The sequence below is a fragment of the Candidatus Phyllobacterium onerii genome (assembly GCF_028331445.1).
Lineage (GTDB): Bacteria > Pseudomonadota > Alphaproteobacteria > Rhizobiales > Rhizobiaceae > Phyllobacterium > Phyllobacterium onerii.
On record NZ_JAQMHX010000004.1, the window covers coordinates 83648 to 109338 of the forward strand.

21 protein-coding genes are annotated in these 25691 nt (G+C 55.9%); 10 read left to right on the plus strand and 11 right to left on the minus strand.

What is annotated here, in order from left to right; translation table 11 throughout:
• Window positions 1–72 precede the first annotated feature (72 nt).
• The gene (locus PHA01_RS10780) at window positions 73–675 is read right to left on the minus strand and encodes a transglutaminase-like cysteine peptidase (RefSeq protein WP_271895248.1); all 603 of its coding nucleotides are present in this window, start codon (window positions 673–675) and stop codon (window positions 73–75) included.
• A gap of 711 nt (window positions 676–1386) precedes the next feature.
• Here PHA01_RS10780 and PHA01_RS10785 point away from each other — a divergent pair.
• The gene (locus PHA01_RS10785) at window positions 1387–2076 is read left to right on the plus strand and encodes a hypothetical protein (RefSeq protein WP_271895250.1); all 690 of its coding nucleotides are present in this window, start codon (window positions 1387–1389) and stop codon (window positions 2074–2076) included.
• A gap of 418 nt (window positions 2077–2494) precedes the next feature.
• On the opposite strand, the gene PHA01_RS10790 is transcribed toward PHA01_RS10785, so the two are convergent.
• Window positions 2495–2617 carry a hypothetical protein gene (locus PHA01_RS10790; RefSeq protein WP_271895251.1) on the minus strand — a complete coding sequence of 41 codons (123 nt, stop codon included), beginning with the start codon at window positions 2615–2617 and terminating at the stop codon, window positions 2495–2497.
• Window positions 2618–2855: 238 nt separating this feature from the next.
• Here PHA01_RS10790 and PHA01_RS10795 point away from each other — a divergent pair, with 238 nt between their 5' ends.
• A complete protein-coding gene (locus tag PHA01_RS10795) occupies window positions 2856–4913 on the plus strand; it encodes an ATP-dependent helicase (protein ID WP_271895252.1) in 2058 nt (685 codons plus the stop codon).
• Between the two features lie 46 nt (window positions 4914–4959).
• On the plus strand, window positions 4960–5391 hold the full coding sequence (locus tag PHA01_RS10800) for a DUF1810 domain-containing protein (RefSeq protein WP_271895254.1): 432 nt from the start codon (window positions 4960–4962) through the stop codon (window positions 5389–5391).
• Window positions 5392–5412: 21 nt separating this feature from the next.
• On the opposite strand, the gene PHA01_RS10805 is transcribed toward PHA01_RS10800, so the two are convergent.
• Window positions 5413–5568 carry a hypothetical protein gene (locus tag PHA01_RS10805; protein ID WP_271895256.1) on the minus strand — a complete coding sequence of 52 codons (156 nt, stop codon included), beginning with the start codon at window positions 5566–5568 and terminating at the stop codon, window positions 5413–5415.
• Between the two features lie 219 nt (window positions 5569–5787).
• Here PHA01_RS10805 and PHA01_RS10810 point away from each other — a divergent pair, with 219 nt between their 5' ends.
• Genes PHA01_RS10810 through PHA01_RS10820 form a run of 3 tightly spaced genes read left to right on the plus strand, consistent with a single transcriptional unit; the run spans window position 5788 to window position 8889 of the window.
• Window positions 5788–6840: a type III polyketide synthase gene (locus PHA01_RS10810; protein ID WP_271895258.1), complete on the plus strand. Its 1053-nt coding sequence runs from the start codon at window positions 5788–5790 to the stop codon at window positions 6838–6840.
• Window positions 6837–7343 carry an isoprenylcysteine carboxyl methyltransferase family protein gene (locus PHA01_RS10815; protein ID WP_271895259.1) on the plus strand — a complete coding sequence of 169 codons (507 nt, stop codon included), beginning with the start codon at window positions 6837–6839 and terminating at the stop codon, window positions 7341–7343. Before PHA01_RS10810 ends, PHA01_RS10815 begins: the two co-directional genes overlap by 4 nt.
• A complete protein-coding gene (locus PHA01_RS10820) occupies window positions 7327–8889 on the plus strand; it encodes a DHA2 family efflux MFS transporter permease subunit (RefSeq protein ID WP_271895260.1) in 1563 nt (520 codons plus the stop codon). The genes PHA01_RS10815 and PHA01_RS10820 overlap by 17 nt, the downstream gene beginning before the upstream one ends.
• A 56-nt stretch (window positions 8890–8945) precedes the next feature.
• On the opposite strand, the gene PHA01_RS10825 is transcribed toward PHA01_RS10820, so the two are convergent.
• From PHA01_RS10825 to PHA01_RS10840, 4 genes are read right to left on the minus strand one after another with little or no spacing between them, the layout of a single operon-like run.
• Window positions 8946–9773, minus strand: coding sequence for an ABC transporter permease (locus PHA01_RS10825; protein WP_271895262.1), 828 nt, complete (start codon window positions 9771–9773; stop codon window positions 8946–8948).
• 2 nt (window positions 9774–9775) lie between these two features.
• Window positions 9776–11050, minus strand: a complete 1275-nt coding sequence (locus tag PHA01_RS10830) for an ABC transporter permease (RefSeq protein ID WP_271895265.1) — start codon at window positions 11048–11050, stop codon at window positions 9776–9778.
• Between the two features lie 2 nt (window positions 11051–11052).
• On the minus strand, window positions 11053–12102 hold the full coding sequence (locus PHA01_RS10835) for a polyamine ABC transporter substrate-binding protein (RefSeq protein WP_271895267.1): 1050 nt from the start codon (window positions 12100–12102) through the stop codon (window positions 11053–11055).
• A gap of 35 nt (window positions 12103–12137) precedes the next feature.
• Window positions 12138–13274 (minus strand): ABC transporter ATP-binding protein, encoded by a 1137-nt coding sequence (locus PHA01_RS10840; protein WP_417020959.1) that lies wholly within the window; start codon window positions 13272–13274, stop codon window positions 12138–12140.
• 303 nt (window positions 13275–13577) lie between these two features.
• Between PHA01_RS10840 and PHA01_RS10845 the strand changes: the two genes are divergently transcribed.
• The 4 genes from PHA01_RS10845 (at window position 13578) to PHA01_RS10860 (ending at window position 17675) form a co-directional block, all read left to right on the plus strand.
• On the plus strand, window positions 13578–14966 hold the full coding sequence (locus tag PHA01_RS10845; protein ID WP_271895271.1) for an aminotransferase-like domain-containing protein: 1389 nt from the start codon (window positions 13578–13580) through the stop codon (window positions 14964–14966).
• A 9-nt stretch (window positions 14967–14975) separates the two neighbouring features.
• Complete coding sequence (locus PHA01_RS10850; protein ID WP_271895273.1) at window positions 14976–16223, plus strand: NAD(P)/FAD-dependent oxidoreductase; 1248 nt, start codon at window positions 14976–14978, stop codon at window positions 16221–16223.
• 92 nt (window positions 16224–16315) lie between these two features.
• The gene (locus PHA01_RS10855; RefSeq protein ID WP_271895275.1) at window positions 16316–17149 is read left to right on the plus strand and encodes an alpha/beta fold hydrolase; all 834 of its coding nucleotides are present in this window, start codon (window positions 16316–16318) and stop codon (window positions 17147–17149) included.
• Window positions 17150–17414: 265 nt separating this feature from the next.
• Window positions 17415–17675 carry a hypothetical protein gene (locus PHA01_RS10860; protein ID WP_271895277.1) on the plus strand — a complete coding sequence of 87 codons (261 nt, stop codon included), beginning with the start codon at window positions 17415–17417 and terminating at the stop codon, window positions 17673–17675.
• 18 nt (window positions 17676–17693) lie between these two features.
• Here PHA01_RS10860 and PHA01_RS10865 read toward each other — a convergent pair whose 3' ends face one another.
• The 4 genes from PHA01_RS10865 to bcsA are packed head-to-tail and all read right to left on the minus strand — an operon-like array spanning window position 17694 to window position 25577.
• Window positions 17694–20018: a tetratricopeptide repeat protein gene (locus tag PHA01_RS10865; RefSeq protein ID WP_271895280.1), complete on the minus strand. Its 2325-nt coding sequence runs from the start codon at window positions 20016–20018 to the stop codon at window positions 17694–17696.
• Window positions 20015–21067: a glycosyl hydrolase family 8 gene (locus PHA01_RS10870; RefSeq protein WP_271895282.1), complete on the minus strand. Its 1053-nt coding sequence runs from the start codon at window positions 21065–21067 to the stop codon at window positions 20015–20017. The genes PHA01_RS10865 and PHA01_RS10870 overlap by 4 nt, the downstream gene beginning before the upstream one ends.
• Window positions 21064–23400, minus strand: a complete 2337-nt coding sequence (locus tag PHA01_RS10875; protein WP_271895284.1) for a cellulose biosynthesis cyclic di-GMP-binding regulatory protein BcsB — start codon at window positions 23398–23400, stop codon at window positions 21064–21066. The genes PHA01_RS10870 and PHA01_RS10875 overlap by 4 nt, the downstream gene beginning before the upstream one ends.
• Window positions 23400–25577 (minus strand): UDP-forming cellulose synthase catalytic subunit, encoded by a 2178-nt coding sequence (gene bcsA / locus PHA01_RS10880; RefSeq protein ID WP_271895286.1) that lies wholly within the window; start codon window positions 25575–25577, stop codon window positions 23400–23402. The genes PHA01_RS10875 and bcsA overlap by 1 nt, the downstream gene beginning before the upstream one ends.
• Window positions 25578–25691 lie beyond the last annotated feature (114 nt).

Sequence of the window (25691 nt, forward strand, 5' to 3'; positions counted from 1 at the left end):
TGCAAGAAGGGTCGAATCCGGGATAAGAATCTCATCCTGCGATTGAACTTTAGATGCAGGCGGTTGAGGTCGTTACTTCAGACGCGCGGTAACGTCGATCGGGATTGCTTTACCTATTCTATCCCAGCCCGCCGATTTTTGCGATTGCCGCGCATAATAGCGATACGATGTGCTCGACCAGTCCCTGACCGAATTGGTGCGGTTATCGAGAATAAGGTCACCATCTGAAGTGCGAACGGTCAGCACCACATGCCCCTCATTGCTGAAGGGAAGGCGGGCAACCGTAAGTAACAGTGATGCCGCGGGCCAGCCTCGTTTCAGGAGTTCACGCTTCTTCAGGATGGCGAAATCTTCACAGTCCCCCGCTTTCGTCGGGATCGTCCAGAGATCCTCGACACCGTTGGTCTGCATGTCGCTCTGTTGCTTGATGCTCGAGTTGACGGTTGAGTTAACCGTTTGAAGTTGCTGGCGTTTATCCGCTGTCAACTGGACAACCCTGGCGCCTGAGCGGGTGTTGCAAAGGCTCGCGAAGCGCCCGCAAAAGGAGCGGAATGCCGGTGGGCCAAAGCCCTTGCCGTTGAGTTGCATTTCAGTGCCCCGCGCAAATGCCGGAGCTGAAATTGTGCTTCCAATGACCAATGCCGTCAAAACAAGCAGAGAATATTTGCGAATCATTCGACGCTCTCCCGCGAATTGCCAAACGCAGCTTGCGCGTTAACCCGTTAAAATCATGTTCTCGGCCTTGAAGTTTTACGTCGGTTATTAACATGCCGTGACGGCATTAATTTCAGGGCCTGAGGCTGGGTACGTCGTCTTTGCCGCTACTGGCGAGGATTAACACTATCCTCTGGAACGATTGGGCGGCTGATAATCCGCGATGGGATCAGGTTAAACAATACGGTATATTTTGAATCATTTCATTAATCTTTTTATAAGGCCCCTAAGCATCATTGTTAAATAGTAACCAAATAATAATTAGCTTACAGATTGGATAAGCAATAAAGCCATCAATGGCTAAGAAAAAAACGAAATGTTTTCCTAGTATGGTGAGTTGCTTACAAAGTTAACTCTAAGGGAAACGTAAAATGCCTACAATAACAAACAAAATAAACAAGGCAAAACGCGGTGGTTTACTCGCTGTAATGGCGATTTCCACTTTAGGATTAGTTTCGACGACGTTTTCGAGCGCTCCAGCATATGCGCAAGCCAAACGCGCTCTTTTTGCCAGTGCAGCTCAATGTCGAACACTTACTAACGATAACGCAGGGCTTTGCTGCTTTGCTCTCAACAGAAAACTGGTTCTTTCAAAGCAACAACTCGATATGTGTCCGCCGTTAACTACGGGGGCAATCACCACGACTTCAACTGCCGAGCGTTCGGGTGGCGATGGAACAGCGGGCCGCGGCAAGTCGGGCGGAAAATCTGGAAGCGGCAGTTCTGGTAGTGGCGGCAGCGCCGGCGCGGGTGGTTCTGGCGCAGGCGGCAATTCTGGTACAGGTGGTTCCGGCGCAGGTGGCCCTGGGACTGGTGGACCTGGCGCTGGTGGACCTGGCGCTGGCGGGCCCGGTACTGGTGGCCCTGGCACTGGCGGGCCTGGCGCTGGGGACCCTGGCACTGGCGGACCTGGCGCTGGCGACCCTGGTACTGGAGGACCCGGCGGTCATCACGGCGGGCACCATGGCGGTCATCACGGTGGCGGCGGCAATCACGGCGGTGGTGGCAATCACGGCGATGGTGGCAATCATGGCGGTGGCGGCAATCACGGTGATGGCGGCAATCACGGCGGTGGTGGCAATCATGGCGGTGGCAACAATGGCGGCGGCAACAATGGCGGCGGCAAGAATGGCGGCGGCAACAATGGCGGCGGCAACAATGGTCATGGCAACGGCGACCAGGATGCTCCCGGCAATTCCGGCGGCCACAACAACGGCGAGAACGGTGACCATTCCGGACAGGGTAATTCCGGTGGCGGGAACGGCAACCAAGGCGGAAATGGCGGTAACAACGGCGGTGGCAATAGTGGCGGCGGCAAAGGGGGTAACGGCCAACGATAGGCCAAATTATCAGAATATCTGAGGTTAAGAATTCAAAGCAGGCTTCAAATCTTCGGAGCCTGTTTTGACATGAACGAGCTCAGCTTTCCTCTTGGGATTGGATGTCACCGACTGAACAACCAACCTGCAAAAAGCACTGCGACGGTTACCACGACGAAAAGCACCACGTAGGGTCGCATCGGCGTAAGATACGGATCATACTCGGCTTTTGGTGGGTCTTGGTCGTCTGAATCCATTTCGGATCATATGCACTTTCATGGAAAAAAGGCCCGGCGGGGCTGGGGGGATGGGCACCGGGCCTGCTGGGGTCAATCAGCCACGTCAGTCTGCACGAATATGGCAGTCGCTTCAATCAATCGCGGTTTGCTACTATTTCTTAGACAGTATCCAAAAGTATTGTGCCGAAGCTCTCGCGCACTCGTTTATTAATACAAGGTATTTTAAACAAAATTCGCGACGAGTGCCGCCACTATCACGCCAGCAACAAATATGCCGATGTACCAGCCGAGGGAATTGTGAACTGCCCAGACATCTTCATCGTCTTCGTCGAAGTCATCGACCATGGTATCATCCTTTCGGTGGCCAGAGCGATGTGGCTCGATCGCAGGGTATTGGAACTCCAAAATGAGCCTTCGCTGAAATGATCAGCAATAGCAGAACGCGTTGGTACGCCGATGGTTTCATCTCGCTGAAAGCCCCCTATAACCGTGCACTCAAGCTTGACCTTCCCAACCAATTTCCGTGATGTTACGTTCACTCTCTGTTCGCGGCTGATTCGCGAGGCTGCCTGTTGGGGACCATATGAGCGCTGTCTATTTGGAAAAACTGAATGCCGAGCAGCGCATGGCGGTGGAATATGGCGTAGGACAGGTGGCTGGCCCGCTACTGGTGATTGCCGGAGCCGGTTCGGGCAAGACCAATACGCTTGCGCATCGCGTTGCACATCTGATCGTAAACGGAGCTGATCCACGCCGGATTTTGCTGATGACGTTTTCACGCCGGGCCGCCGCCGAGATGTCCCGCCGCGTCGAGCGCATATGCGGTCAGGTATTGGGTGCGAAGTCCGGTATCATGGTAGACGCTCTGGAATGGGCGGGTACATTCCATGGCATTGGCGCCCGTCTCTTGCGCGAATATGCGGATCGGATCGGCCTCAGCCCGGATTTTACCATTCATGACCGCGAGGATTCTGCCGATCTGATGAATATCGTCCGGCATGAACTGGGCTTTTCCAAAAAGGAAAGCAGATTTCCGACCAAAGGCACCTGTCTCGCTATTTATTCCCGCACCGTCAATTCGGAACAGCCGCTCGACGAAGTGCTGAAGACCTCCTTTCCCTGGTGTGCTAACTGGGATGCTCAACTGCGCCAGCTTTTCGCCGCCTATGTCGAGGCCAAGCAGAATCAGAACATTCTGGATTACGACGATTTATTGCTTTACTGGGCGCAAACTGCCAGTGTCTCAATGCTCGCCGACGATATGGGCGGCCGATTTGACCATGTTTTAGTAGATGAATACCAGGACACCAACCGCCTGCAATCCTCGATCCTCTTGGCGTTGAAGCCAAGTGGACGGGGCCTTACCGTGGTTGGAGACGACGCACAGTCGATTTACTCGTTTCGCGCCGCGACAGTTCGTAACATCCTGGACTTTCCCAAGGCGTTCAACCCGTCCGCGGATATCATAACGCTCGATAGAAACTACCGCTCTACGCAGACCATCCTTGCCGCCGCCAACGGCGTCATCGACCTGGCCTCGGAACGGTTCACCAAGAATCTCTGGACGGAACGGCAATCGGCTGAACGGCCGCAACTTGTCACCGTTCGCGATGAGACCGATCAGGCGCGTTATATTGTGGAACGTGTGTTGGAGAGCCGCGAAACCGGAACCCTTTTAAAACAGCAGGCAGTGCTTTTCCGAACATCGCATCACAGCGGGCCTCTGGAGGTGGAGTTGACACGCCGCAACATACCCTTTGTCAAATTCGGCGGGCTCAAATTCCTCGATAGCGCCCATATAAAGGATATGCTTGCCGTGTTACGTTTTGCGCAGAACCCGCGCGACCGCGTGGCGGGTTTCCGGCTGATGCAACTTTTGCCCGGTGTCGGGCCTTCGTCTGCGCAACGTGTGCTGGATCAAATGGCGGAAAGAGCGGATCCAATTGCAGCACTCGCCGACATCCCCGTGCCGCCGCGCGCCGGCGAGGACTGGGTGGGCTTCGTGGAAATGTTACAGCAGATCAGTGCAGGTAAACCGGTGTGGCCGGCCGAGATCGAGCAGGCTCGGCTCTGGTACGAACCGCATTTGGAACGCATCCACGAAGACGCGTCGATGCGGCAAGCTGATCTTTTGCAATTGCAACAGATCGCGGCGGGTTATCCATCGCGGGAGCGATTCCTCACTGAATTGACTCTTGATCCGCCGGACGCGACCAGCGACCAGTCCGGCGTGCCGCTGCTTGACGAGGATTATCTGATTCTCTCGACTATCCACTCGGCCAAGGGCCAGGAGTGGAAATCCGTTTATATGCTCAATGTTGTCGATGGCTGCATGCCTTCCGATCTCGGTGTCGGTTCCACGGCGGAACTGGAAGAGGAACGGCGATTGCTCTATGTCGCCATGACTCGCGCCAAGGACAATCTCCACCTTGTTGTGCCGCAGCGCTTCTTTACCCATGGCCAGAATGCCCAGGGTGACCGGCATGTTTATGCTTCTCGGACGCGATTCATCCCGGCGACGCTGCTGCAATACTTCGAATGCGTCTCATGGCCCCTGGCACGGTCTACCGCGGCCGGACAAACGGAGCAGCCAAAGATGCGCGTAGACATCGGAGCGCGTATGCGAGGCATGTGGCAATAGCGGGCGCGCCGAAAAGCTCGACCAGGAGGTCGCGACACATAGTGTAATGACAGAAGCAACCGAATTTAACCTGGGAAGATTTGTCCAAGCGCAGGAACCTGTCTTCGAGCAAGTGCTCGAGGAATTGAGGTCAGGACAAAAACGCAGTCATTGGATGTGGTTCGTCTTTCCACAGCTGAAGAACCTTGGCCGCTCCTCCATGGCACAGTTTTACGGCATGGCATCGCTTGAAGAAGCGCAGGCTTATCTGCGTCATCGGCTTCTGGGCAACCGGTTGGTGATCTGTACCGAAACATTGTTGACCCACATCGATACGCCTCTCAATCAAATATTGGGATCTCCAGATGATCTGAAGTTCTGTTCGTCGATGACGCTCTTTTCACTGGCATCGACTGATCCTTCGGTTTTCAAACGTGCTCTGGATCAATTCTGCGACGGTCATATGGATCAACGGTCGTTGGCGCTTCTTGGGTTTTGAGGCGACAGGTGGCCTGAATTGTCAAACAAGAAGGGTATCAGAGCCGAACACGCCTTCGATGATATTGTGCGAAGCAGAACCGCCGCCGATTGAATCGTCGAAACGGCTTCCAATGAAATGTTCTATATCAAGATAGTAATCCGGACCGATATCGGCGGGATCATGTGCCTGGGACATGTCCAACGTGTCGAAGCCTTCGCCGCCGTAGGGTTGCAGGTGCGCCTTCTTCAGTGGCCACGACCTTTTACTGCCAGTATTTATCGAGACCCGGCGGTATAATTATTCCCTGAATATTGATACCAGTTCAGGTGTTGTCGAAGAGATGTGTCCTGCAGGATCCCCGTGGCAGCACTTGTGCCACGTCGACAGCAGAGGCAATGTCACCAAGGAGTGTCGATGTCTCAATCCGTGAAACTGATATCAATTGGCACAGCAGTGCCCGCCCACATTATTCAGCAACGTGATGCCGCCGCTGCGGCACATAAGGCTTTTTCGGCCCGATTCCGAGACTTTGACCGTTTGGCGAAAGTCTTCGAGAGTTCGGGTATTCGCACGCGCTACGCTGTCCAGCCACTGGAATGGTATCTGGAACCTTTGGGGTGGCCGGAAAGAAATGCCGCCTATATCGAGGGAGCGTGCAGTTTGTTCGTCTCGGCTGCCAATACCGCCCTGGAGAAGGCAGGCATCAGGGGAAAAGATGTCGATACGGTTGTGACAGTTTCGTCGACGGGTATCGCCACTCCGAGTCTGGAAGCCCGCGTGGCCCTACAAATGGGATTTCGCGATGACATCGAACGAGTGCCCGTCTTTGGTCTGGGCTGTGCGGGCGGTGTATCCGGGTTCTCCATTGCCTCTCGACTTGCGAAGTCAAGACCTGGAACCGTCGTCCTGTTAGTCGCTGTTGAACTGTGCACACTGGCGTTCCGGTTGGATCAACTGACAAAAGCCAATATCGTTGCCAGCGCGCTTTTCGGGGACGGTGCGGCGGCATGCGTCCTGAAGGTTGCAGACGAAGGAATAGCCGACATCGAGATGTCCGGCCAGCACACCTGGCCAAACACGCTGGACATAATGGGTTGGAGCGTTGACAGACAGGGTTTCGGCGTCATTTTCGATCGCGATATTCCGCCTTTTGCCGAAGAGCGCATCGCCCCGGCTATTTCCGGAATCCTCGGACGCGCGAATCTTGAACTTGCAGATGTCGATAGATTTGCCTGTCATCCCGGCGGAGCCAAAGTCGTGACTGCACTGGAGACTGCGCTTTCCCTTGGTCAAGGGAGCTTGGACCATGAACGAGACGTGCTATCCAAATATGGAAATATGTCGGCCCCTACGGCATTGTTCGTTCTCGACCGCGTCGTCGAGCCGGGTTTGCCACCCAGGACGTTGCTAACAGCGATGGGCCCCGGCTTCAGCGTCAGTTGTGTTTCACTCAAGAGAGCCGCATGATCGCGGCTTCGATGCTTCTCGCTTTCGTCACCATCGAGCGTCTCGGCGAGCTCCCGCTCGCCAGACGCAACACCAAAGCTCTGCTGGCGAAGGGAGCATATGAAGCCGCGCCGGGTCACTACATGTTCATCGTGGCGTTGCATGCTGCCTGGCTTGTCGGGTTGTGGATTTTTGCCTGGGACAAGCCGATTGAACCGGTTTGGCTTGCCGCTTTCATATTGCTCCAAGGCTTGCGGTTCTGGGTGCTTGTGACGTTGGGTAAGCGCTGGACCACGCGCATCATCATTCTGCCGGGAAGCCCTCTCGTGAGAACAGGCCCTTACCGTTTCCTTTCGCATCCGAATTATGTCGTCGTGATCGGAGAGATCGCCGTGCTGCCCTTGTGCTTTGGGCTGGTATGGTATGCTGTCGCATTCTCCGCGCTGAATGCCTTCGTTCTGGCGGTAAGGATTCGCGAAGAGAATTCCGCGCTTTCGGAGTTGCGCCATGATGCAATGCCCTGATGCAGGCGAAGCGCGGTTGCCAAGTCTTTCGACTTGGCTGGGCTTTTTCGCAATGTGCATCGGGATGTTCATGGGCATTCTCGACGTCCAGATCGTCGCCACGTCGCTACCAACAATCCAGGGTGCTTTAGGCATCAACCCAGATCAGATGAGCTGGATTCAGACTGCCTATTTGATCGCCGAAATCGTTGCGATCCCGCTTACGGGTTTCTTGACCCGCTTGCTTAGTATGCGTTGGCTTTTTGTATCTGGCACTTTGCTGTTTACCGCTGCTTCCGTCGGATGTGCACAAAGCGATAGTTTCAATGCCCTTTTGTGCTGGCGCGTCCTGCAGGGGTTCTCGGGCGGGACCTTGATCCCGTTGGTTTTCTCTGCGGTTTTCTTGTTGTTCCCGCAGCGGCACCAAAGCATCGCCACAACCGTCGCTGGCGTCGTTGCAGTCATGGCTCCGACGGTTGGACCAATCATCGGGGGGTGGATAACGGAGACATACTCATGGCACTGGCTCTTTTTGATCAATGTCGTCCCTGGCCTGGTCGCGGCGTCATTGGCAGCTTTACTGCTTCCGCGCGCGCCAATGGAGCTCAAGTATTTCCGTTCGATTGATTTTCAATCGCTGGCAATGATGGCGATGGGTCTTGCCGCCTTGGAGATCGCATTGAAAGAAGCGCCGCAACGCGGCTGGCTAGGCCCCGTCGTTTTGTCACTTTCGGCTTTCAGTATGGTTATGCTGGCTGCCTTTACCCGGCGAACATGGACGTCGCTCACTCCGATAGTCGATCTGCATAACTTCAAGGATCGAAATTTCACCATTGGCTGCATTCTGAGTTTTGTTCTGGGCTTCGGTCTGTTCGGATCGGTGTATCTCATGCCCGTTTTCCTGGCTTTCGTCAGGGGCCACAACGCGCTGCAAATAGGCGAAATAATGCTTGTGACCGGCATTGCGCAGCTGATGATAGCGCCCTTTGCCGTCATGCTGGAACAACGGGTCGAAGCAAGACTGCTGTCAACCATAGGCTTTCTGTTGTTCGCAATTGGCCTCGGTTGCAGTGCGTTTCAAGTACCGCAAACCGATGCTTCCGCGATGTTCTGGCCACAAGTCATCCGCGGTCTGGCAATAATGTTTTGTCTGCTCCCGCCGACGCGTCTTGCCCTGGGTAGTCTCCAAGATGACAGGGTTCCGGATGCCAGTGGCTTGTTCAATCTAATGCGCAATCTCGGCGGCGCGATAGGTTTGGCGCTGATTGACACGGTCATTTATACGCGATCAACAACGCACGGCATCGCAATAGCCAACGGTTTGCTGGCGGGTGATCAGCGGACGGAAAGATTTATTGGAATGCCTGCCAACGAGGTTGTTGCGCATATGCCGGGTAAATTCGATGCGATTGCTCAGAGCATTTTCAGCCCAATGGTTGCAAGGGCGGCGATGGTGCAATCCATCAATGAGGCATGGGCCATGATAGCGTTGATAACTTTGATACCTCTGCTGATCATCATGTTTGCCTACCAGCTTCCACCGAAGGCCTCACCCGGAAACCATTGATGGCCACGCCGACGGCTCACATTTGGTGCTACGTCACGTTCACGTAGACACGGATCTCAAGCGACTGATTTTACCTTCCTGGCACCGCGTCTTGCCAGAAGATTGGCGACGACAAGGAGGAGGATGGAAAGAACCATCATCAAGGTTGCGGCGGCAGTGATCGCTGGGCTCAGCCTTTCCCGCAGGCCGATGAACATCTCGAGTGGCATCGTTCGCTGATTGGCGCTGGCAAGAAACTGGGCAACGACCACTTCATCGAACGATGTGACAAAAGCAAAAGCTGCTCCCGACAGGACGCCGGGCAGGATCAAGGGCAGCATTACCCGGTAGAATGCCACGACGGGTTTGGCGCCGGCAATCGATGCCGCTCGCATAAGGTTGCGATCAAATCCCGTCAGACTTGCACCAACCGTCACGACCACAAAGGGACTGGCGAGGGCGGTATGAGCCAGAATGATCCCCAGATAGGTGCTCGCCAAACCAACCCGTGCATAGAACAGATAAGACCCTACAGCGGTGATGACCACCGGCACGATCAAGGGAGAGATCACCAGCGGCATGATGATGCGCCGCGCCGGGAATCTGTCGCTGGATAGCGCTATCGCTGTTAGTGTCCCGAGGACTGTGGCGAGGGCGGTGGTGCCAAAGGCGATGACCAGACTGTTTCCTATTGCCGTCTGCCAGCGGTCGGTGCCGAGAACCACCTCGTACCAGCGTGTGGAAAGCCCCTCCAGCGGAAACACGAAGAAGGTTCCGCTGTTGAACGAAAGCGGCACAGGAATGAGAATCGGCACCATCAGAAAGGCGATTACGAGGGCGCCCCAGAGCCACAATAATGTAACCCGTATTCGTTCACCGATCGTGGGATAGGGAGACAACAGCATGATCACACCGGCTTCAGGCGATCGAGACCGAGCATGCGGGCAAACACCGCATAAAGTCCCATGGTGAAAACGAGGAGGATAAAACTGAGCGCAGCAGCCATTTCCCAATTCAGTTCGACATTGACGTAGTTGGCAATGAAGTTGCTGATCAGCTGGTCGCCGGCGCCGCCGATAAGAGCTGGCGTAATGTAGTAGCCGAGGCAAAGAATGAACGTCAGCAAACAGCCCGCCATAATTCCCGGCACCACCTGCGGAAGATAGACGCGCAGGAACGATGTCAGCGGCCTGCCGCCGAGGGAATAAGCTGCGCGCATCTGCGACGGCTGGATGGTGCGCATGACGCTGTAGATCGGCAGTAGCGTGAATGGTAACTGGATGTGGGTCATAGCAATGACGAGCCCGAGCCGGCTGTACATCAGGTCGAGTCTGGTGCCGGTCACGCCGAGCCAAAGGAGAACATCATTGACCAATCCGAATTTTTGCAAAAGCACAGTCCACGCTGCGGTCCGCACAAGGATCGACGTCCAGAACGGTAGTAGAACGGCAACAATGAGTATCGCCCCAAGTGTCTTTGGCACGCTGGAAATCAGGTAGGCGAGAGGAAAGCCGAGTACGAGCGTAGCAAGTGTGACCGTAGCCGCCATGAGGAAGGTACGTGCGAAAACGCGCAGGAATATAGCCTGCTCGGGAGGGACGCGTTCGATGCTTCCATCGGCATTCCAGCGAAGGTCGACCGCGCTCAAGAGATAGAATGAAGTGAGGGCATGTCTTCCTCTCACTATCGTTGCCCATGTGCCAGGGCTGGTCCAGAACGGCATCGATTTGATGACGGATACAGTGTCAGCCACTCCTTCCTTGTCGAGCGCCCGGGCAGTCTTGAGAATGTGGCTGCGGGCCCCGGGTAACCGTGCATTCAAACCTTTCGCAAATTCGGAGAGATTTCCATTTTGCTGACTGGCTTTGAGATCGGCGGCGAGTGCTTCAAGGGTTTTGTCCTCGGGGATTCCGTTGCCGCTCCAGCTCTGCATCGCAGCGCCGGTAAGTGGTAAAGCATTGGCGATCGTTGGGTCGTAAACGGCCCGCGACAGGAGAATGGCAATCGGAATGCCGAAACTGAGGAGCAACAGGGTCAGGAGGGGCATGGCAAGCGCGAACGAGCGCAGGCGTTCGCGTGCCTGGGATCTCCGGATCGCTGCCGCGACAGACCTGGTGTCGGCTGCGTTGGGAGCGGTAATGAACTGCCCCTGATCCATGTTGGTGGGCTGGACCGCGGACACGGCTATTGCGCTAGCCAGGCGTTAAAGCGCTTGACCAGATCCTCGCCATAGTCGCCCCAAAACTCGGTATCGGCGACGAGATAGGAATTCATGTGCTCTGGAGCATTCGGCAATTTGGGCAGCGCATCGGCAGCCACGAACTCAGTTGCGTCGGTACGCACCGGACCATAGGTGATATGACTAGCGAGCTTGGCGTTGTTCTCGGGCTTGCTGATATAGGCGAGATATTTATAGGCGAGCTCCGGGTTCTTCGCGCCTTTCGGAATGCTGATCATGTCATATTCGAGGATCTGACCGTCCCAGACGATTTTGAACGGCTTTGAATCCGTGTCGATCGCATTCTGGATGCGGCCGTTCCACGCCGTCGTCATGACCACTTCTTTTGAGGCAAGCAATTGCGCCGGTTGTGCGCCGGCATCCCACCAGACAATATCGCTCTTGATTGTATCCAGCTTCTTGAACGCGCGATCAACGCCTTCCGGGGTGCCAAGGACCTCGTAAACCTGATCTGCAGGCACTCCGTCGGCCATGAGCGCCCATTCGAGATTCTGCGCGGGGAATCTCCGCATTGCGCGCTTGCCGGGAAACTTCGTCGTGTCAAAGATGTCGAGCACCGACGTCGGCGCTTCCTTCAGGACATTCGGATCATAGGCGAGGATGTCGCCATAGGCATCAAGGCCGACACCGCATTTGAGAGCGGAGCCCTCGATGAATTTGGATTGGTCGGCGATTTTTGAATAATCGAGGGGCTCGAGGATGCCTGCATCACAACCCTGCAGAACCGTAGCAGTCTCGACGGTAACAAGGTCGATCGGCACATTACCCGTGTCGACCATGGCTTTGACCTTGCCTAGATCGCCAAGATATTCCTGTTCGACAATCTTGATGCCGGTTTCCTTGCTGAAAGGTTCGAACCAGGCTTTACGCTGCGCGTCCTGCCACGCACCGCCGCTGGCCATGATCGATAATTCCTCGGCAATGGCGGAATGACTGAAAAGTGCGCAGACGGCGACTGTCGCCAAGGCAACGGAATGGAAAGAATTGCGTTTCATGGGTCCCTCTCTTGTTCTTAGTTGTGGTCTTGTACCTATTGTTGCGCCGGAAATGCGCGGCATTCCGTGTGCGACCAGCCGAGCCTAATTCGTTGAGCTTCTGTCGTTATCGTTTCAGGGCCCACTTTCACGCTCAGCAGTTGACCATTGTCGAGCCGCGCAAGGAGCCGCAAATGATCACCGAGATAGATTCTTCCTTCGACAGTTGCCTCGAAATCGTTCTCCTCATCGGCAGCCGCAGCGATCCGAATGCATTCAGGGCGGATGGCGACTTGGCACGAGGTTCCTTGAGTTCCAATGTCGATGGGAGTTGCGCGGAGGAGTCCGCCACCCCTCAAGGCCACCTGGCAAACATGGCCTGAAACCTGTTCGACAATGCCTTCGAGCGTATTGTTCTCGCCGATAAAACTCGCGACGAAAGGGCTCTCCGGCTTTTTGTACAAATTGTCCGGCGTGCCGATCTGGGCGATGCCGCCGTTGTTGAATACAGCGACGCGATCCGACATGGTCAGTGCTTCGCTTTGATCGTGGGTCACGTAAACGATGGTCACTCCCAACATGGAATGAAGCTGCTTAATCTCAAGCTGCATGTGTTCGCGCAGTTTCTTGTCAAGCGCTCCAAGCGGCTCGTCCATGAGAACAAGGCTTGGCTCGAACACCAGCGCTCGAGCTAGTGCGACGCGCTGCTGCTGCCCACCCGAGAGCTGCCCAGGCCGACGGTCGCCGAACTTCCGCAGCTGGATCATATCCAGCGCCTTATGGACGCGGGCGGTTACGTCAGCTTTCGAAAATTTCCGTACAGAAAGCGGGAACCCGACGTTCTCCTCGACAGTCATGTGCGGAAACAGCGCGTAGTTTTGGAAGACCATGCCAATGTTGCGTTCATAGGGTGGTCGACGGTCGACCGATTGCCCGTCTAACATGATGCTGCCATTGGTTGGACGCTCGAAGCCCGCCAGCATATTCAGCGTGGTCGTTTTGCCGGAGCCTGAAGGCCCGAGCAATGTAAGGAATTCGCCCTTTGCCACATGCATGTTGAGCCGTGTCACAGCAAACGAACAGCCGTCGTAGGATTTCTCCACGTCAACAAATTCGACAAAGCGATCGGGTTCGGCGTGAGAGACGCCTTTCGCAGCTAACGTTTCGAATTGTCTATTCGTATGCGCGACCATCATTGGACCGGGTCACCAGCTACTATGTGCGGCGCGCGCGGTTGGAGTTGCATCCACGCTGCTTCACGCAACCAACGTTTTGGGCACATCTGCTCCTCCTTGGGGATCGTTGAACTTATATGATCATACAATCAGCCGTTGGTGGGATAATGAACCATACAATCGGTATGTCAAGTTCTAATTGTGTGGTATTTCCAACAAAAATTATGTTGATTGAAAAGTTATCCCACATGAATTCGATTGTTCGGCCATTTATCGTATGGTACAAGTCGGATGTTAACGTGCAGAATGGCTCCAATATTGATGATGCAAGATTTGCAGCTTTCCGGAGGCGAAGGCCCAGTTTACCGTCGCCTTGCGGACGCAATTGCCGACCGGATCGCGAGCGGTCTGCTCACTGCCGGCGAACGGCTGCCGCCCCAACGCGAGATCGCCCAAAGCCTTGGAATCAATGTAACAACCGTAACGCGGGCTTTCTCCACGCTTCAGGAGCGCGGGCTCATCGATGCGCGGCCAGGCAGGGGCATGCTTGTCGCGGATCAGAAGAATGACGCAGGGGCTGGCTTCGTTTCTGCTCCAAGCGAAGAGGCGGGTATCGTCGACCTTTCGATCAACCGCCCCGCTACCAATGCTTATCTCGACGTTTTCACAGCGCTTCTGCCACGACTTGCCAAGAACCGCCACTATGATTCAATTCAGGACTACCATCCTGCCGAGGGGCCGCTCTGGGCACGAACGGCAGTGGCGGATTGGCTGAAGTCAGTTGCGGGTGACGGCGATCCGGGGAGGGTTGTACTGACAATCGGTGCCCAGCATGCTCTCGACTGCGTCCTTAGTGCCGTGACCCAGAAAAGCGACGTCATTCTAGCCGATGAAGTGACATATCAGGGCATCAATGCCCTCTGTCGCTCGCACGGTCTCGACCTGCGGGGCCTCGCGATGGACAAGGGTGGGCTCAGGCCCGACGCCTTCGACGCCGCCTGCGTACAATGGCGACCGAGAGCGGTTTTCTTGGTACCCAGCCTGCATAATCCGACAACGATTACACTCTCGGAAGCACGACGCAGAGAAATTGTTGAAATAGCGCGGCGACACAATGTGCTGATCATCGAAGATGATGTCTACCGTCCGCTGCTTAACGAGTCCCCACCGTCGTTCGCTAGTCTCGAACCGGAACTAACTGTTTATATCGGCGGATTTTCCAAGTGTGTGGCACCGGGATTGAGGTTTGGCTTTGTCATTGGGCCGCGATTCATGATGGGGCAGGTGGCGGCTGCGCTCCGGATCAACTGCTGGAGCGTCAATCCGATGGCGGCGCTGATCGCAACCATTCTGCTTGAAGAGGGTACCGCGGTTGAGGTGATCGACGCCCAGAAAGCGGAGCTTTCACAACGGCAACACATTCTCACCGAAATGCTTGGAGACTTCGATCTTCAGACCGATGTGACCTCAACCCACGCTTGGTTACACTTGCCCGAACCCTGGCGCGGCGCCAGCTTTGCCCGCACGTGCCTGCAGCGAGGCGTTGGTGTTTTGCCCGGCGATGCTTTCGCAATCGGACGTGAACCCGTGCAGCACGGCGTACGCATCAATGTCGGTGCGGCTCGCTCCCGGGACGACCTCCGGCGTGCTCTGAAGACAATGCGCGAATTGTTGGAAGCGGGTCATCTGCAGATTCCGGGCTTCGTCTAGGAGAATCAAGTGAGCGAGTCAAAGAGCGTCGAAATCGCAATTGTTGGCGCTGGCGTGATCGGTCTAACGATAGCATTGCGACTGGCTTCAGAGGGGCGCGAGGTCCTCATGATCGACCCGAATGAGCCAGGCTCAGGGGCGTCGTTCGGAAATGCCGGAACATTTGCAGACTACGCTTGCGTGCCAGTGGGCAACCCGGATGTTCTCAAAAATCTGCCGCGACTATTGTTCGATGCCAACAGCCCGTTTTCGTTGCGTTGGGCTGCACTCCACCAGATTGCACCTTGGCTGGTGCGGTTTGTACGTCAATCCCTGCCTGCGGCTGCTCGCGCAAATGCTGCTGCTCTGGCAGACTTGCTGGTCGAAGCTCTGCCGGCTTGGGAAGAGATGACGGTGGAAGCCGGAGCCGAAAAACTCATGCGCAGGAACGGCTGTCTTTATGTGCAGCAAAACACGAGCAACCGCTCCCGCGGGTCGTGGGCTCATTCGATTCGGTGCGAGCTCGGGATGCGTCAGGAAACACTCAGTGCGGAGGAAGTGGCTGCGATGGAGCCGACGCTTCCGCGGTTCGAGGGCTCCGGCGTCTTTTTCCCCGACTCCATACATGTCACGGATCCGAGCGCGTTGATGCGTCGGCTGGCCGCAGCAGGAAACGCCAAAGGCGTGGGCGTTCATAGATCGCGAGTGGTTAAACTCAAAATCACTGGCGATCGGACCCATCTCAGCGGGCCCGATCTTGATCTGACAGCCGAAACCGTAGTGATCGCGGCTGGCGCTTTTTCCAGGGAACTCGCTTTGCAGGCGGGGGACAGGATTCCGCTTGAAACCGAACGGGGTTATCATCTCGAATATGCAACGGAAAGTCCGCTGCTCCAGCGTCCTGTTTGTCCAACCCATCTCGGATTTTACATGACGCCGATGGCCGGCAGGCTTCGGGTTGCCGGCACCGTGGAACTTGGCGGAACCTCAGCTGGCCCCAATCAATCGCGGTTTGAACTTCTGGACCGCGGAGTCCGGCAGTATTTCCCGGAATTGGACAAGGCTTCATCGAAGTGGCTGGGTTTCAGGCCGTCTCTGCCGGATTCGCGGCCGGTCATTGGACGGAGCCGCAATAGCGAGAATGTGGTCTATGCCTTTGGGCACGGCCATCTCGGACTCACCTTGGCCGCCATCACGAGCAGATTAGTCGCCGGTGTCATCAGCGGCAACACGGACCCGGTGACGGCACGCTTCACGCCAGAACGATTTGGTAGATGAACGATAGAAAGTATCGCCGATACGCTCCTTGAAAGATACAGTCTGCGGCAATCCGCACGACGATGTCTTCTCGAACATAAGGAGAATATTTGATGTTGTGGAAACTCGATGAAATCGTCGAAACATCTGCTGGCACCGTAGCGGCGGGTCGACTTGGTAACGGGCCCGCACTCGTACTCGCCCATGGCTGGCCGTGGTCTTCGTTCTCATGGCATCGGATAATTCCGGATCTTGCAAAGAGATACCACGTTCATTGGTACGATATGCCAGGATACGGAAGATCCGACAAAGACGCGGAGCACCGCACTTCGCTGGACGTGCAAGGACAGGTCTTTGCCGAGATGCTTGGATATTGGGACCTTAAGGAGCCGATCGTCGTTGCCCATGACATGGGCGGAGCGACGACGCTGCGAGCGCACCTGCTGCATGATTGCGACTTCGACAAGTATGTTCTCATGAACGTTGTCGCGATGCGTCCTTGGGGATCGGAGTTCTTCGCTCATGTTGGTCGCCATGTGGATGCATTTCTGGGGATACCGCAGCACATCCATCAGGCGATCGTGCGGGCTTACATCCAAGGGGCGATAGTCAATAGCGTCGATGCCGGTGATTTCGAGAAACTTGTCGAGCCGTGGCTTTCCGAAGAGGGGCGAGGAAGCTTCTATCGGCAATTCGCGCAAGCCGACGAAAAATACACCGCCGACGTCGAGCCGATGTTCAGAGATATTCGGTGTCCGGTAAAGATCATCTGGGGGGAGGACGATCCATGGATACCGTTGGAGCGAGGCAAAGCGCTTCATGCACTGATCCCGCAGGCCTCGTTTGAAACCTTGCATGGCGTCGGCCACTTACCTCAGCTTGAAGCCCCGGATCTCGTCCTGCAGCAGCTGAACGTATTTCTATCACGTGAACGCGAAGGCAGATGAAGGAGGCGCTCATGGTACCAAGTCCAATACCAGCCAGTTTCGATCCAACGACGAGGGAGTGGTTTGAAAACACCAGTGTGAAAGAGGGTTTTGCCCTCAAGGACTCTTCCCAGGAATTTAGCGAAAGCTCTTCACTCGGGCTGGGATGGCTTGGGTTAGTTGTATTTTTTCATGATCGAGCAAGCGTATATTTTGAAATGAGTTAGATTGGTACGCTTTGTTTTCCGATAACTCTGCTCAAGGAATGATGATGAACAGACCAATAATGGCACTTCTTCCTTTGGTCTTAACCATCGGTTTGCATTCTCCGTTTGCATTTGCCGAAGAGGACAGTGCATCGCAGCTTGCAACGATCAACAAGATCATAAGAGGGGAGGGAAAGCCCGGTGAAACCGCTACAACGAAGAACGGCGAAGTCATCTACACCGTTCTAGAAGGTGGCATCGTTGAAATCAGGAATCTACGCTACAATACCGTACAACGGTTCGGTACAATAAAGCCCAGCGACAACAGCAGGTCAAAATAACCGAGCATTCGGATGCCCTCAGTACTCCTTGTTCCGTATTGCCCTGATCGTTGCCATGCCGCGCAAGCCGTCCTTGCTTCCTGTAGCCGCCACAGCTTTGAACACTCGTTGTGCATCGGCCAAGCGGTTCAAGTTCATGTAGGCATAACCGCGCAAGACCATGAGGTCGTTGCGCTCCGGTGCTATGCGCGCCCGTTGGTCAAGCGCAAGCAGGGCTTCGTTGTAGCGGCCGGCGGTAAAAGAATCCGTGGCGCGGGATGCCAGCAATGCGGTGTCGAGTTCGATCTGACGTGACTGTTTCTGACGCGCTTTGGACGCCGCGACAGCAGCCTTGTCGGCAAGTCCAGCGCGTAGATAAGCGAGGCTCTGGCCGTAGGCGGCGTCGCTTTTGGCCGCTTCCGATCGGCTGAGCAAACCTCGTTCGAATGCTGCCGCTGCTTCAAGCGGACGGTTCATGTCCATCAGGCACCAACCACGTGTCAACGCACCGTCGGGCGAGAGTGTTTGCGGATCGATCGTTGTCGTGCACCCCCGGGAGGCGCGCTGGCCGGTATTGACCATCGTCTGCTGAGGGGGACGTGTACGTCGCGGTTCTGGGGCCGATCGTACTGGTTCGGTTTGATTTTGCGACTGGATAGCCCTGGTCCGCGCGATGGTCTCGGCGACCCGGTCCGCGAGCGTAGGGGCAAGAGTCGTACTGAGCGGATTGGCTTCGACAACTGAACTGTCTTGGGGAAGCGCTGTCGCCGGAGCTCCCGGGTTAGTCGTTGGTTGTGTCACCGTTTGGTTTGCCGTCGAGGTATCGGTGCCAAACCGCTCCGGTGACGGAACGAGACCGCGTTGACGCGTGTTGCGCAATTCGCCGAGCCGCGCGATCCGGTCGGACTTGCCTGCCCAGCGCCGCTGGATATCGGCGACCCCCGCCGTGTCGCCAAGCTGCTCGTGGGTTAGAACCAGACCATAGGACGATGGCTCATCGTCGGGTTTCCATAGCAACGCTGTTGAAAACCATCCGGAGGCCGTTTCGAACTGGTTGAGAAGATAGGCATACCAGCCGAGCTGTTGTGCCGCATTGGCGTCCTTGGCTTTCATGACCTCCGGAACCATACGTTGCAGTATCGCCGGAGCAATCTCGACAGGTGGGTCTTGTGCCAGAAGATTTGCAACGGCAGCCATATAAACGGCTTTCGCACCGTCTGAACTGTCGCGCCATTCATAGATGGTTGCCTCGGCTTCTGCAGGCCGGGACTGCGCGATCATCGCAAGCGCGAGGCCCTGCGAAGACGAGGCCGCATTTTCGCGGTCATGGGAAAGCCTGAACCATTTTTCCGCGGACACCGGGTCGTTGCGACGCAGGTAGTACCAACCAAGGATCAACGGATCGGAAGGCTCGACAATATCGTTTGCCAGTTTCTCGACACGGCTTACATCGGCTGGCGGTACCATCAACTTTGGGTCTGCGCCCGCATCGGCAACTGCTTTTCGTGCAAGGTCATTGCGAATGGAATCGAATTCCTTGCTGCCGTCCGTATTTGTCTTTTCTCTTGCAAGTAAGGCGTCGAGATCGGCCCGGCTCAATAGCGGCAGCGCCTTTTGAACTGTCGCCAGCCGTTCTTCGGGCTTGGTGCAATTGTCAAGAACATAACCATACGCGTCTTTCGCTCGCGCCACGCGGTCAGTCTTGGCAAATGCTTCGGCAACCCGCCAGAGCACATCGACATCGCTGCAAGTCAAAAGACTGTTGTGGGACGAACCGATGCGGATGACGGTATCATACTGCTTGAGGTCTGATGCGTTGATCAATTGCTCGCGTGATTCTGCAAGTTCCACCAGCTGCAACATATCCACCGGAGGCTTCCAGCCCGGCTCGGAGGTCTGTCGTTCCTGAATGGCTTTGCGCAGTTCCGGGAGTTTGCCAGCTGCGTAAAGCTTCCACATCGCATCGAGCGCCGTGTCTGCCTGCGGCATCACAGAAGTCGGATCGGCCGGCGGCGTCCAGCCAGGGTAAAGCGCGCGCAAACGAGCGATCTCCGCTTCGAGCCTGCGCTTGTCTCCTTGACGGGCGAAATAGCGAAGCGCCGTTTCATCCACCTTGGGCGCAGTCGCTGCATCGGGCGCTGGTGCAGCCGGCTTGGGGGCTTGCGTTTTCGGTGCCCGCCCGGACTGAGCTACGATATAGCTATCGTCGGCTTGCGCGTCTGGCGGCGGATCGCTGCTCTCAAGCATTGCCAAACGGACTGAGCCGTTCGTGGTTGCGAGAGCTGGAACATAGTCCAACTGAACCGCAACCAGTCCGGCGAAGGCGGCGATAGTGGGAAGGATTAGCAGCGTCGACTTCTTCATAGGCATTCCGGATGTTGGCCGTAGACAAAGGATAGCGACAACAAATGGAGTGTCGATGGATAATAAAGAGTTGGCCGGAAGGACGTTACGCTTTCGGGAAGCTTCTTCTTGTCGAGTACGCAATCGACCAGCGCGGGAATAATTGTGTAACCGGGATCGGTCAGGGTCTCTGTCGCAGTTCCGCTCGGAATATCGACAATCGCGACGTTTGTACCGTCAGGCGACATGCCATGACGCAGCGGTTCGAGCTGTGCGCGATCGGTGACACCGGCACGCATCATATAGAGCGGGATACGCAAGGCGTTGTAGCCGAATTCAGGCGGGAATCCCTTGGCTGGCTTGAAAACCGTTCTTGCTGAGATCCAGTCAGCAGGCAAAGAGCGTGGACCCGCGCGCGCGACATCGATCAATGACAAGCCATCCTTACCAAGCCTGTTCCAATCAGTCGCTTGGTCGAGGGCTGCAAATTTCGGGAAGGCTTCAAAAATCCAGTAGGAGAGGTTGATAACCGGACCGTCCTCGCGCTCGGTCGCGGAAAAGCCGGTCACACCGGGAAGCAGCAGGAGTTGTTTCTGCGCCTCGATCACGTTGGTTTTGCCAATGGCCCGGACCATGGTTTTCGCAGTTGCCGTAAAATCTTTGCGGTCCCACCCCGATCCCGCCAGAACAAGCGCGTAAGCGATTAGAATGTCGCCGTCGGAGGCGTTGTTGCTGTCGGTCACATGCGGCTTGCTGTTGGGGTCCCATTTCCATACGGCAAGGCCATCGTCACGCAGCAAGAACTCTGTGCGCGTGAACGACCAGATGAGGTCGAAATCTGCCTTGCTGTTGGCAAGGTACGCAAGGAGCAATCCATAGCCCTGGCCTTCACTGTGGCTGATTTTACCGTTGGCGTCGTCGATGACACGGCCGCTCGTGTCGATGAAACGCGACTTGTAGGCCCGCCAGTCATCCGGCTTTACGTGAGCCTTTGCCGATGTTTGCGCCATGGAAGTGTTGCTCCAAACAAGAGCCAGAAGAACTGCCAAGGCAAGACTGTACAGCTTCATACGCGCCTCCCCAAATTGGAAAGGAGGCCGGAGGTGGCGACGCCAAGCAAAGTCGAAAAGACGATGAGCAGCAGCGAAAACGAGAGAATGTTGCCGGAAAGCCAGTTCGCGATGATCAGGCGCATATTGGAAAAGGACAGGGGCTGCGTTGGCACGAAAGTAAATTCACCGACCGGCACTTCCTGGATCTCGTCGGTGCCGCCTTTATAGATGGAGATATGGCCGTCGAGTTTGGACCAGCGATCCTGCTGTGTCATTGCGCGAACGCTGTCCAGAAGGCTGTCGTCCGTAGGCGCGGTTACCAGGGTCCACACGCCATCACCGGCAGGATTGGCCCTCTGCGCGATCAATAGCGAAGCGGCAGGTTCCGGTGCATAGGCCTCGTCGCGTCCAGCATAAAAAGAGAATGAATTCAGCGAGATGTTGAAGGTACGGTTGAGCCAGTCATCGAACGAAGAGATCTGGCCGCGCCAGCCGCGTCCGGCGAGCCGCTCTCGCCACTGATCGAATTCGACCTGCGTGGGACCTGTATCGGCCGCCGGTTCGACGCCGCGCACGTCGCTCCAGACTGTACGGATGTTTTCGGCAATGCCGGTCTGGGTCAGCACCGTCGACTCAATCTGGGGAATTGCGCCCATAAACAGGGCGTTTGAATTGACGGTGGAGTTCGCCGTAGCGCGAGGGTCGACCTCAAGCGGCCTTCCGGCTGCGACGGACATGCGTGCGAGCAGGGTAGCCGCGGCGGAGTAACTCTTTTCGCCTCCATTGTTGATAATCACCGGCAGCGGTTTGTCCGAGCGGCCATAGGGAAAGCTCGTCCCACTCAGGCCTGCCAGATTAGGTATGGTGCCGATCCTGGCGAAGTCAGGCATCACGAATTCTGACGTGTCGAACAAGGCGAAACGCGTAGGGGAGGTTGCGCCCGTTCCTGGCGCACACACCGTGTCAGAACGCGTGTTCAGTACGGCTTCCATCGTGATCAGATTAACGCCGGGACGGAAATGCCGCATGGTGAAACCGATAGGAAAATGCCGAAGGATCTCGCCGCCTCTCGTGGTTATGGGAAGCGTCGCAGCGATATTGTCATTGACGTAGATATTGATCTGGCTCCCCGGCAGAACGTCTTCGGAGTAAGCTGCATCCAGCAGAATTGTGGCTTTGCCATATTCGTTGGCGTAAAAGTCCGATGGTACGCCGATTGCAAACTCCGTACGTAAACGCCGCCCATTGAAATTGCGTGTTGGCACACCGAGATCACGGAACTTCGCCCGGGATGCAGCCGTGAACAACGGGACATCAGGGGAGCGCCATGTCTGCGTTGACAGGAACGAGCGCGGCACACCGATTTCGCGCTTCAACGGATCGACTATGCTGGCGACAGCATTCGTTACGGTCTGCCAATCTGGCCCGCGCACACGCAGCACAGAACCTCCTGTGGCCGGATCATCGACGAAAGCGGCAAGGGGTGCTCCAGGGGTGTTCGCAAGCAAGGCTTCCGGCAAGCCTTGCAGTTCATCATCGGTGCCAACCAAGATCGTGAGGGAGCCGGGCAATTGCTCTTTCGGCATTGCCGGAGAGATCGTAACTGCCAGATTGGGCATATTGGCAAGGACTGCCAGTGCTTCAGCAAGGTGCAGCATTGGCGCTGTCGCCGCCATACGATTGATGGCGGGCACGACGAGATTAAAGGTCGTGCGACCTGCGGCATCGACGCCAATGGCCCTTATATCATCGATCTTCCTGAATCTGCGGGCACTATCTCCCGTAAATGACAAAAAGGTCTTGGACGGATCGACTTCCGTCCACAATTCATAGGTCGACTGCACGGTGCAGTCCGTACGGTGACGTAGGCTGGTGCTCATCTTGAAGACGTTGAGACCTGCCTTCAATACTCCTGCCGGGACATCGACCGTCAGCGTCTTCCGGTTTTCCGAAGATTGCACAGGTTCGTTGACGATCTGGGCATTGTTGATTGCCAACGTCAGTGTCGACCATTCCGGCGCGACAATAAGGCTGTTCTGGTAAGTCAATGACAACGTTGCTGCAGACGCCGCCTGATCCTCGGTAATGAAGACGGCCCAGGTTTTCTCGCCGGTCTCTCCACTGAAGGACAAGCTGTCTTGCGGGATGATATAGCGGACAGCCGGGGTTTCTACCTTTGGGGCGGGCAATACGGGAACAAGATCGGGCGTTGCGGGCACAGTCGGCTGTCCCGGTGGTGGGGCTGGTTCCTCCGCCGGTTTTTCAGGTGACATGTCGAACGGCGAGACCTGAGCCTGCAAGGGCAGCGTAGCAAGAACTGTCAATAGGCAGGCGGTGAACAGCCGTTTCATCACGTGCGCTCCCATCCCGCCTTGTCCCTTCCGGTGATCTGCCGAGCAAGATAGGAGAAGCCACGATAGGTCTGGAACATGGCTACGCCGAAGAACCAGATGGTTCCCTTGATCAGGCCTGGATTGCCGCGCCTGTCGAGCTGGAATTTCGTCCACTGCGAAGAGTTTGCAAAGATTAGATCTGCTATCAGCGTATGGTCCGTGGGATCATCAGGCATGAACAGGCACCCAACCGCAGTCTCACCAGCCTGTTTTCGGATGTTTCGTACCTGGATGGGAAGATCGCCCATTTCGCCAGTCGCCGATGTCTTGAAGCGAACGTCCGATGCCATATCGATGGACAGCTGATCGGTGAGATTTCCCAAAAGCTGGACGCGTATGCCATTGACGGAAACGTCGTCTATCGTTCCCGGAACCCATTTGTCGCCAAACCGGAATTCGCAACGCCTCGAAACTTTGACGCGGCGGGAGGGCCGTTTATCTCCTCGTTCGGAGACCACGCCAAGGGCACAACCAGCAAAGATCAGGTTGAGCAGGTTCCAGGCGCCAACAACCAACGTGACATCGGCCTTATACGGCTCCGTATAAATACGATAGATGGTCACGCCGACACCGATGAGCAGCACGAAAAAAATGACGAAGAAAGGTGCGGCCAGCTCCGACAGGCGGCTGCGGTCGATCCGCTCATCCTTTGCAGTCACCTTGAAAGTGGGTTTGCGCGGATTCAGCATCACCGAGATGACGGCGGGCAAAAGATGGATTGTTTGTACGTATTCGTAGAGTTCCGAAATCCACGGCCAGCGGAATGCGCCGTAGAGATAATTCTGCATCATCAGGTTCACGATCATGTAAATGAGCGTATAGGCAAGGAACTCGCCGCCGGATGCGGTGAAGATTTCGAGGCCGAAGAAAAGATAGAACAGGGGAGCAACGAGAAATATGGCGCGGGGAAAGGGGAACAGCCAGAACAGCGTCGAGGACAGATAACACAGACGTTGCGGCAAGGAGAGACCGCCATTGAAAAGCGGAAAACGGAAGCGCAGAATTTGCATCATGCCTTGTGCCCAGCGGCTTCTCTGGCCGATGAAACTCGCAAAGGTCGCAGGCTGTAGCCCTGCAATAAGCGGCTTGTCGAGATAGACGCTGTTCCAGCCGCGTGAATGCAGTGCGATCGCCGTCTCGCAATCCTCGGTGATACTGACGCCACTGAAACCGCCGGTCACGTTCAAAGCCTCACGGCGCAAGACCGCCGCTGATCCACAGAAGAACGCGGCGTTCCATTTATCAAGGCCGCGTTGGATGATGCCATAGAACATTTCATTTTCGGACGGCATCTGTTCAAATGTCCGCAGATTGCGTTCGAGCGGGTCGGGATTGAGAAAGAAATGCGGTGTCTGGACAAGGAACAGCTTCTCGTCCTCATTGAAATAGCCAACTGTTTCCAATAGGAAATCGCGCGCAGGCGCGTGGTCGGCGTCGAAGACCGCAATCAGCTCGCCAGTCGAATGTTCCAGACCGTTGTTGAGATTGCCGGCTTTCGCATGCGCATTTTTTTCACGGGTCAGGTAGTGGACATCAAGCGCTTCGCAGAGAGCTTTAAGGTCGGTGAACCGCTTCTCCGCGCTATGGGCTTCAACGATTTTTTCGGCATTGCGCTTTTGTACGGTCCCGCCATCATCAAGAATCCAGACCTTCATCCTGTCGGCAGGATAGTCCATGGCCTTTGCCGCCGCCATGGTATTGGCCAAGAGTTCGATGTCCTCGTTATAGGTCGGAATAAAGACGTCGACGCTCGGCAGTTTACCCTTGACGGTTGGCCGGCCGGGCCGGTGCGGCAGAGGCATAGCCACCACAAACAGACTAAGCGCCAGCATCATCACGCTGTACATTTCCGCCAGATACAGCAGGAAACCCGGGATGAAGTTTTCCAGCTGGTTGATCGGGGGAAGAGTACTCGTCGTGCGCCAGTAGACATAGCGCATGACGATAGCCGTCCCGAAGGCCAGCGCGATCAATCGCCAGATACCGCCTGCATTCAGTGTCTTGAGCACCATCATGATCGCCAGCACCGTTGCACCCGCGATCAGCTGCGTCTGCAGGTTCACCGGTAAAGTGACGAGCAGCAGCACGCAGATCGACATGAACATCCATGTCATGATGATGCCTAGTCTACGCATGAATCACCACTTGGATATGATGATTGGCAGTTGAGGCGTTCATATCATTTCCCGATTGTGTGAGGTTGTAATCGCTTTGTGTATGCTTCCCCCTGATGATTGTAACGCTCCAAA

Bases quoted from the DNA above. Each gene is read 5' to 3' on its own strand.
- PHA01_RS10780 (WP_271895248.1), bottom strand. From the start codon at position 675: ATGATTCGCAAATATTCTCTGCTTGTTTTGACGGCATTGGTCATTGGA.
- PHA01_RS10785 (WP_271895250.1), top strand. From the start codon at position 1,387: ATGGAACAGCGGGCCGCGGCAAGTCGGGCGGAAAATCTGGAAGCGGCA.
- PHA01_RS10790 (WP_271895251.1), bottom strand. From the start codon at position 2,617: ATGGTCGATGACTTCGACGAAGACGATGAAGATGTCTGGGCAGTTCAC.
- PHA01_RS10795 (WP_271895252.1), top strand. From the start codon at position 2,856: ATGAGCGCTGTCTATTTGGAAAAACTGAATGCCGAGCAGCGCATGGCG.
- PHA01_RS10800 (WP_271895254.1), top strand. From the start codon at position 4,960: ATGACAGAAGCAACCGAATTTAACCTGGGAAGATTTGTCCAAGCGCAG.
- PHA01_RS10805 (WP_271895256.1), bottom strand. From the start codon at position 5,568: ATGTCCCAGGCACATGATCCCGCCGATATCGGTCCGGATTACTATCTT.
- PHA01_RS10810 (WP_271895258.1), top strand. From the start codon at position 5,788: ATGTCTCAATCCGTGAAACTGATATCAATTGGCACAGCAGTGCCCGCC.
- PHA01_RS10815 (WP_271895259.1), top strand. From the start codon at position 6,837: ATGATCGCGGCTTCGATGCTTCTCGCTTTCGTCACCATCGAGCGTCTC.
- PHA01_RS10820 (WP_271895260.1), top strand. From the start codon at position 7,327: ATGATGCAATGCCCTGATGCAGGCGAAGCGCGGTTGCCAAGTCTTTCG.
- PHA01_RS10825 (WP_271895262.1), bottom strand. From the start codon at position 9,773: ATGCTGTTGTCTCCCTATCCCACGATCGGTGAACGAATACGGGTTACA.
- PHA01_RS10835 (WP_271895267.1), bottom strand. From the start codon at position 12,102: ATGAAACGCAATTCTTTCCATTCCGTTGCCTTGGCGACAGTCGCCGTC.
- PHA01_RS10840 (WP_417020959.1), bottom strand. From the start codon at position 13,274: ATGGTCGCGCATACGAATAGACAATTCGAAACGTTAGCTGCGAAAGGC.
- PHA01_RS10845 (WP_271895271.1), top strand. From the start codon at position 13,578: ATGATGCAAGATTTGCAGCTTTCCGGAGGCGAAGGCCCAGTTTACCGT.
- PHA01_RS10855 (WP_271895275.1), top strand. From the start codon at position 16,316: ATGTTGTGGAAACTCGATGAAATCGTCGAAACATCTGCTGGCACCGTA.
- PHA01_RS10860 (WP_271895277.1), top strand. From the start codon at position 17,415: ATGGCACTTCTTCCTTTGGTCTTAACCATCGGTTTGCATTCTCCGTTT.
- PHA01_RS10865 (WP_271895280.1), bottom strand. From the start codon at position 20,018: ATGAAGAAGTCGACGCTGCTAATCCTTCCCACTATCGCCGCCTTCGCC.
- PHA01_RS10870 (WP_271895282.1), bottom strand. From the start codon at position 21,067: ATGAAGCTGTACAGTCTTGCCTTGGCAGTTCTTCTGGCTCTTGTTTGG.
- PHA01_RS10875 (WP_271895284.1), bottom strand. From the start codon at position 23,400: ATGAAACGGCTGTTCACCGCCTGCCTATTGACAGTTCTTGCTACGCTG.
- bcsA (WP_271895286.1), bottom strand. From the start codon at position 25,577: ATGCGTAGACTAGGCATCATCATGACATGGATGTTCATGTCGATCTGC.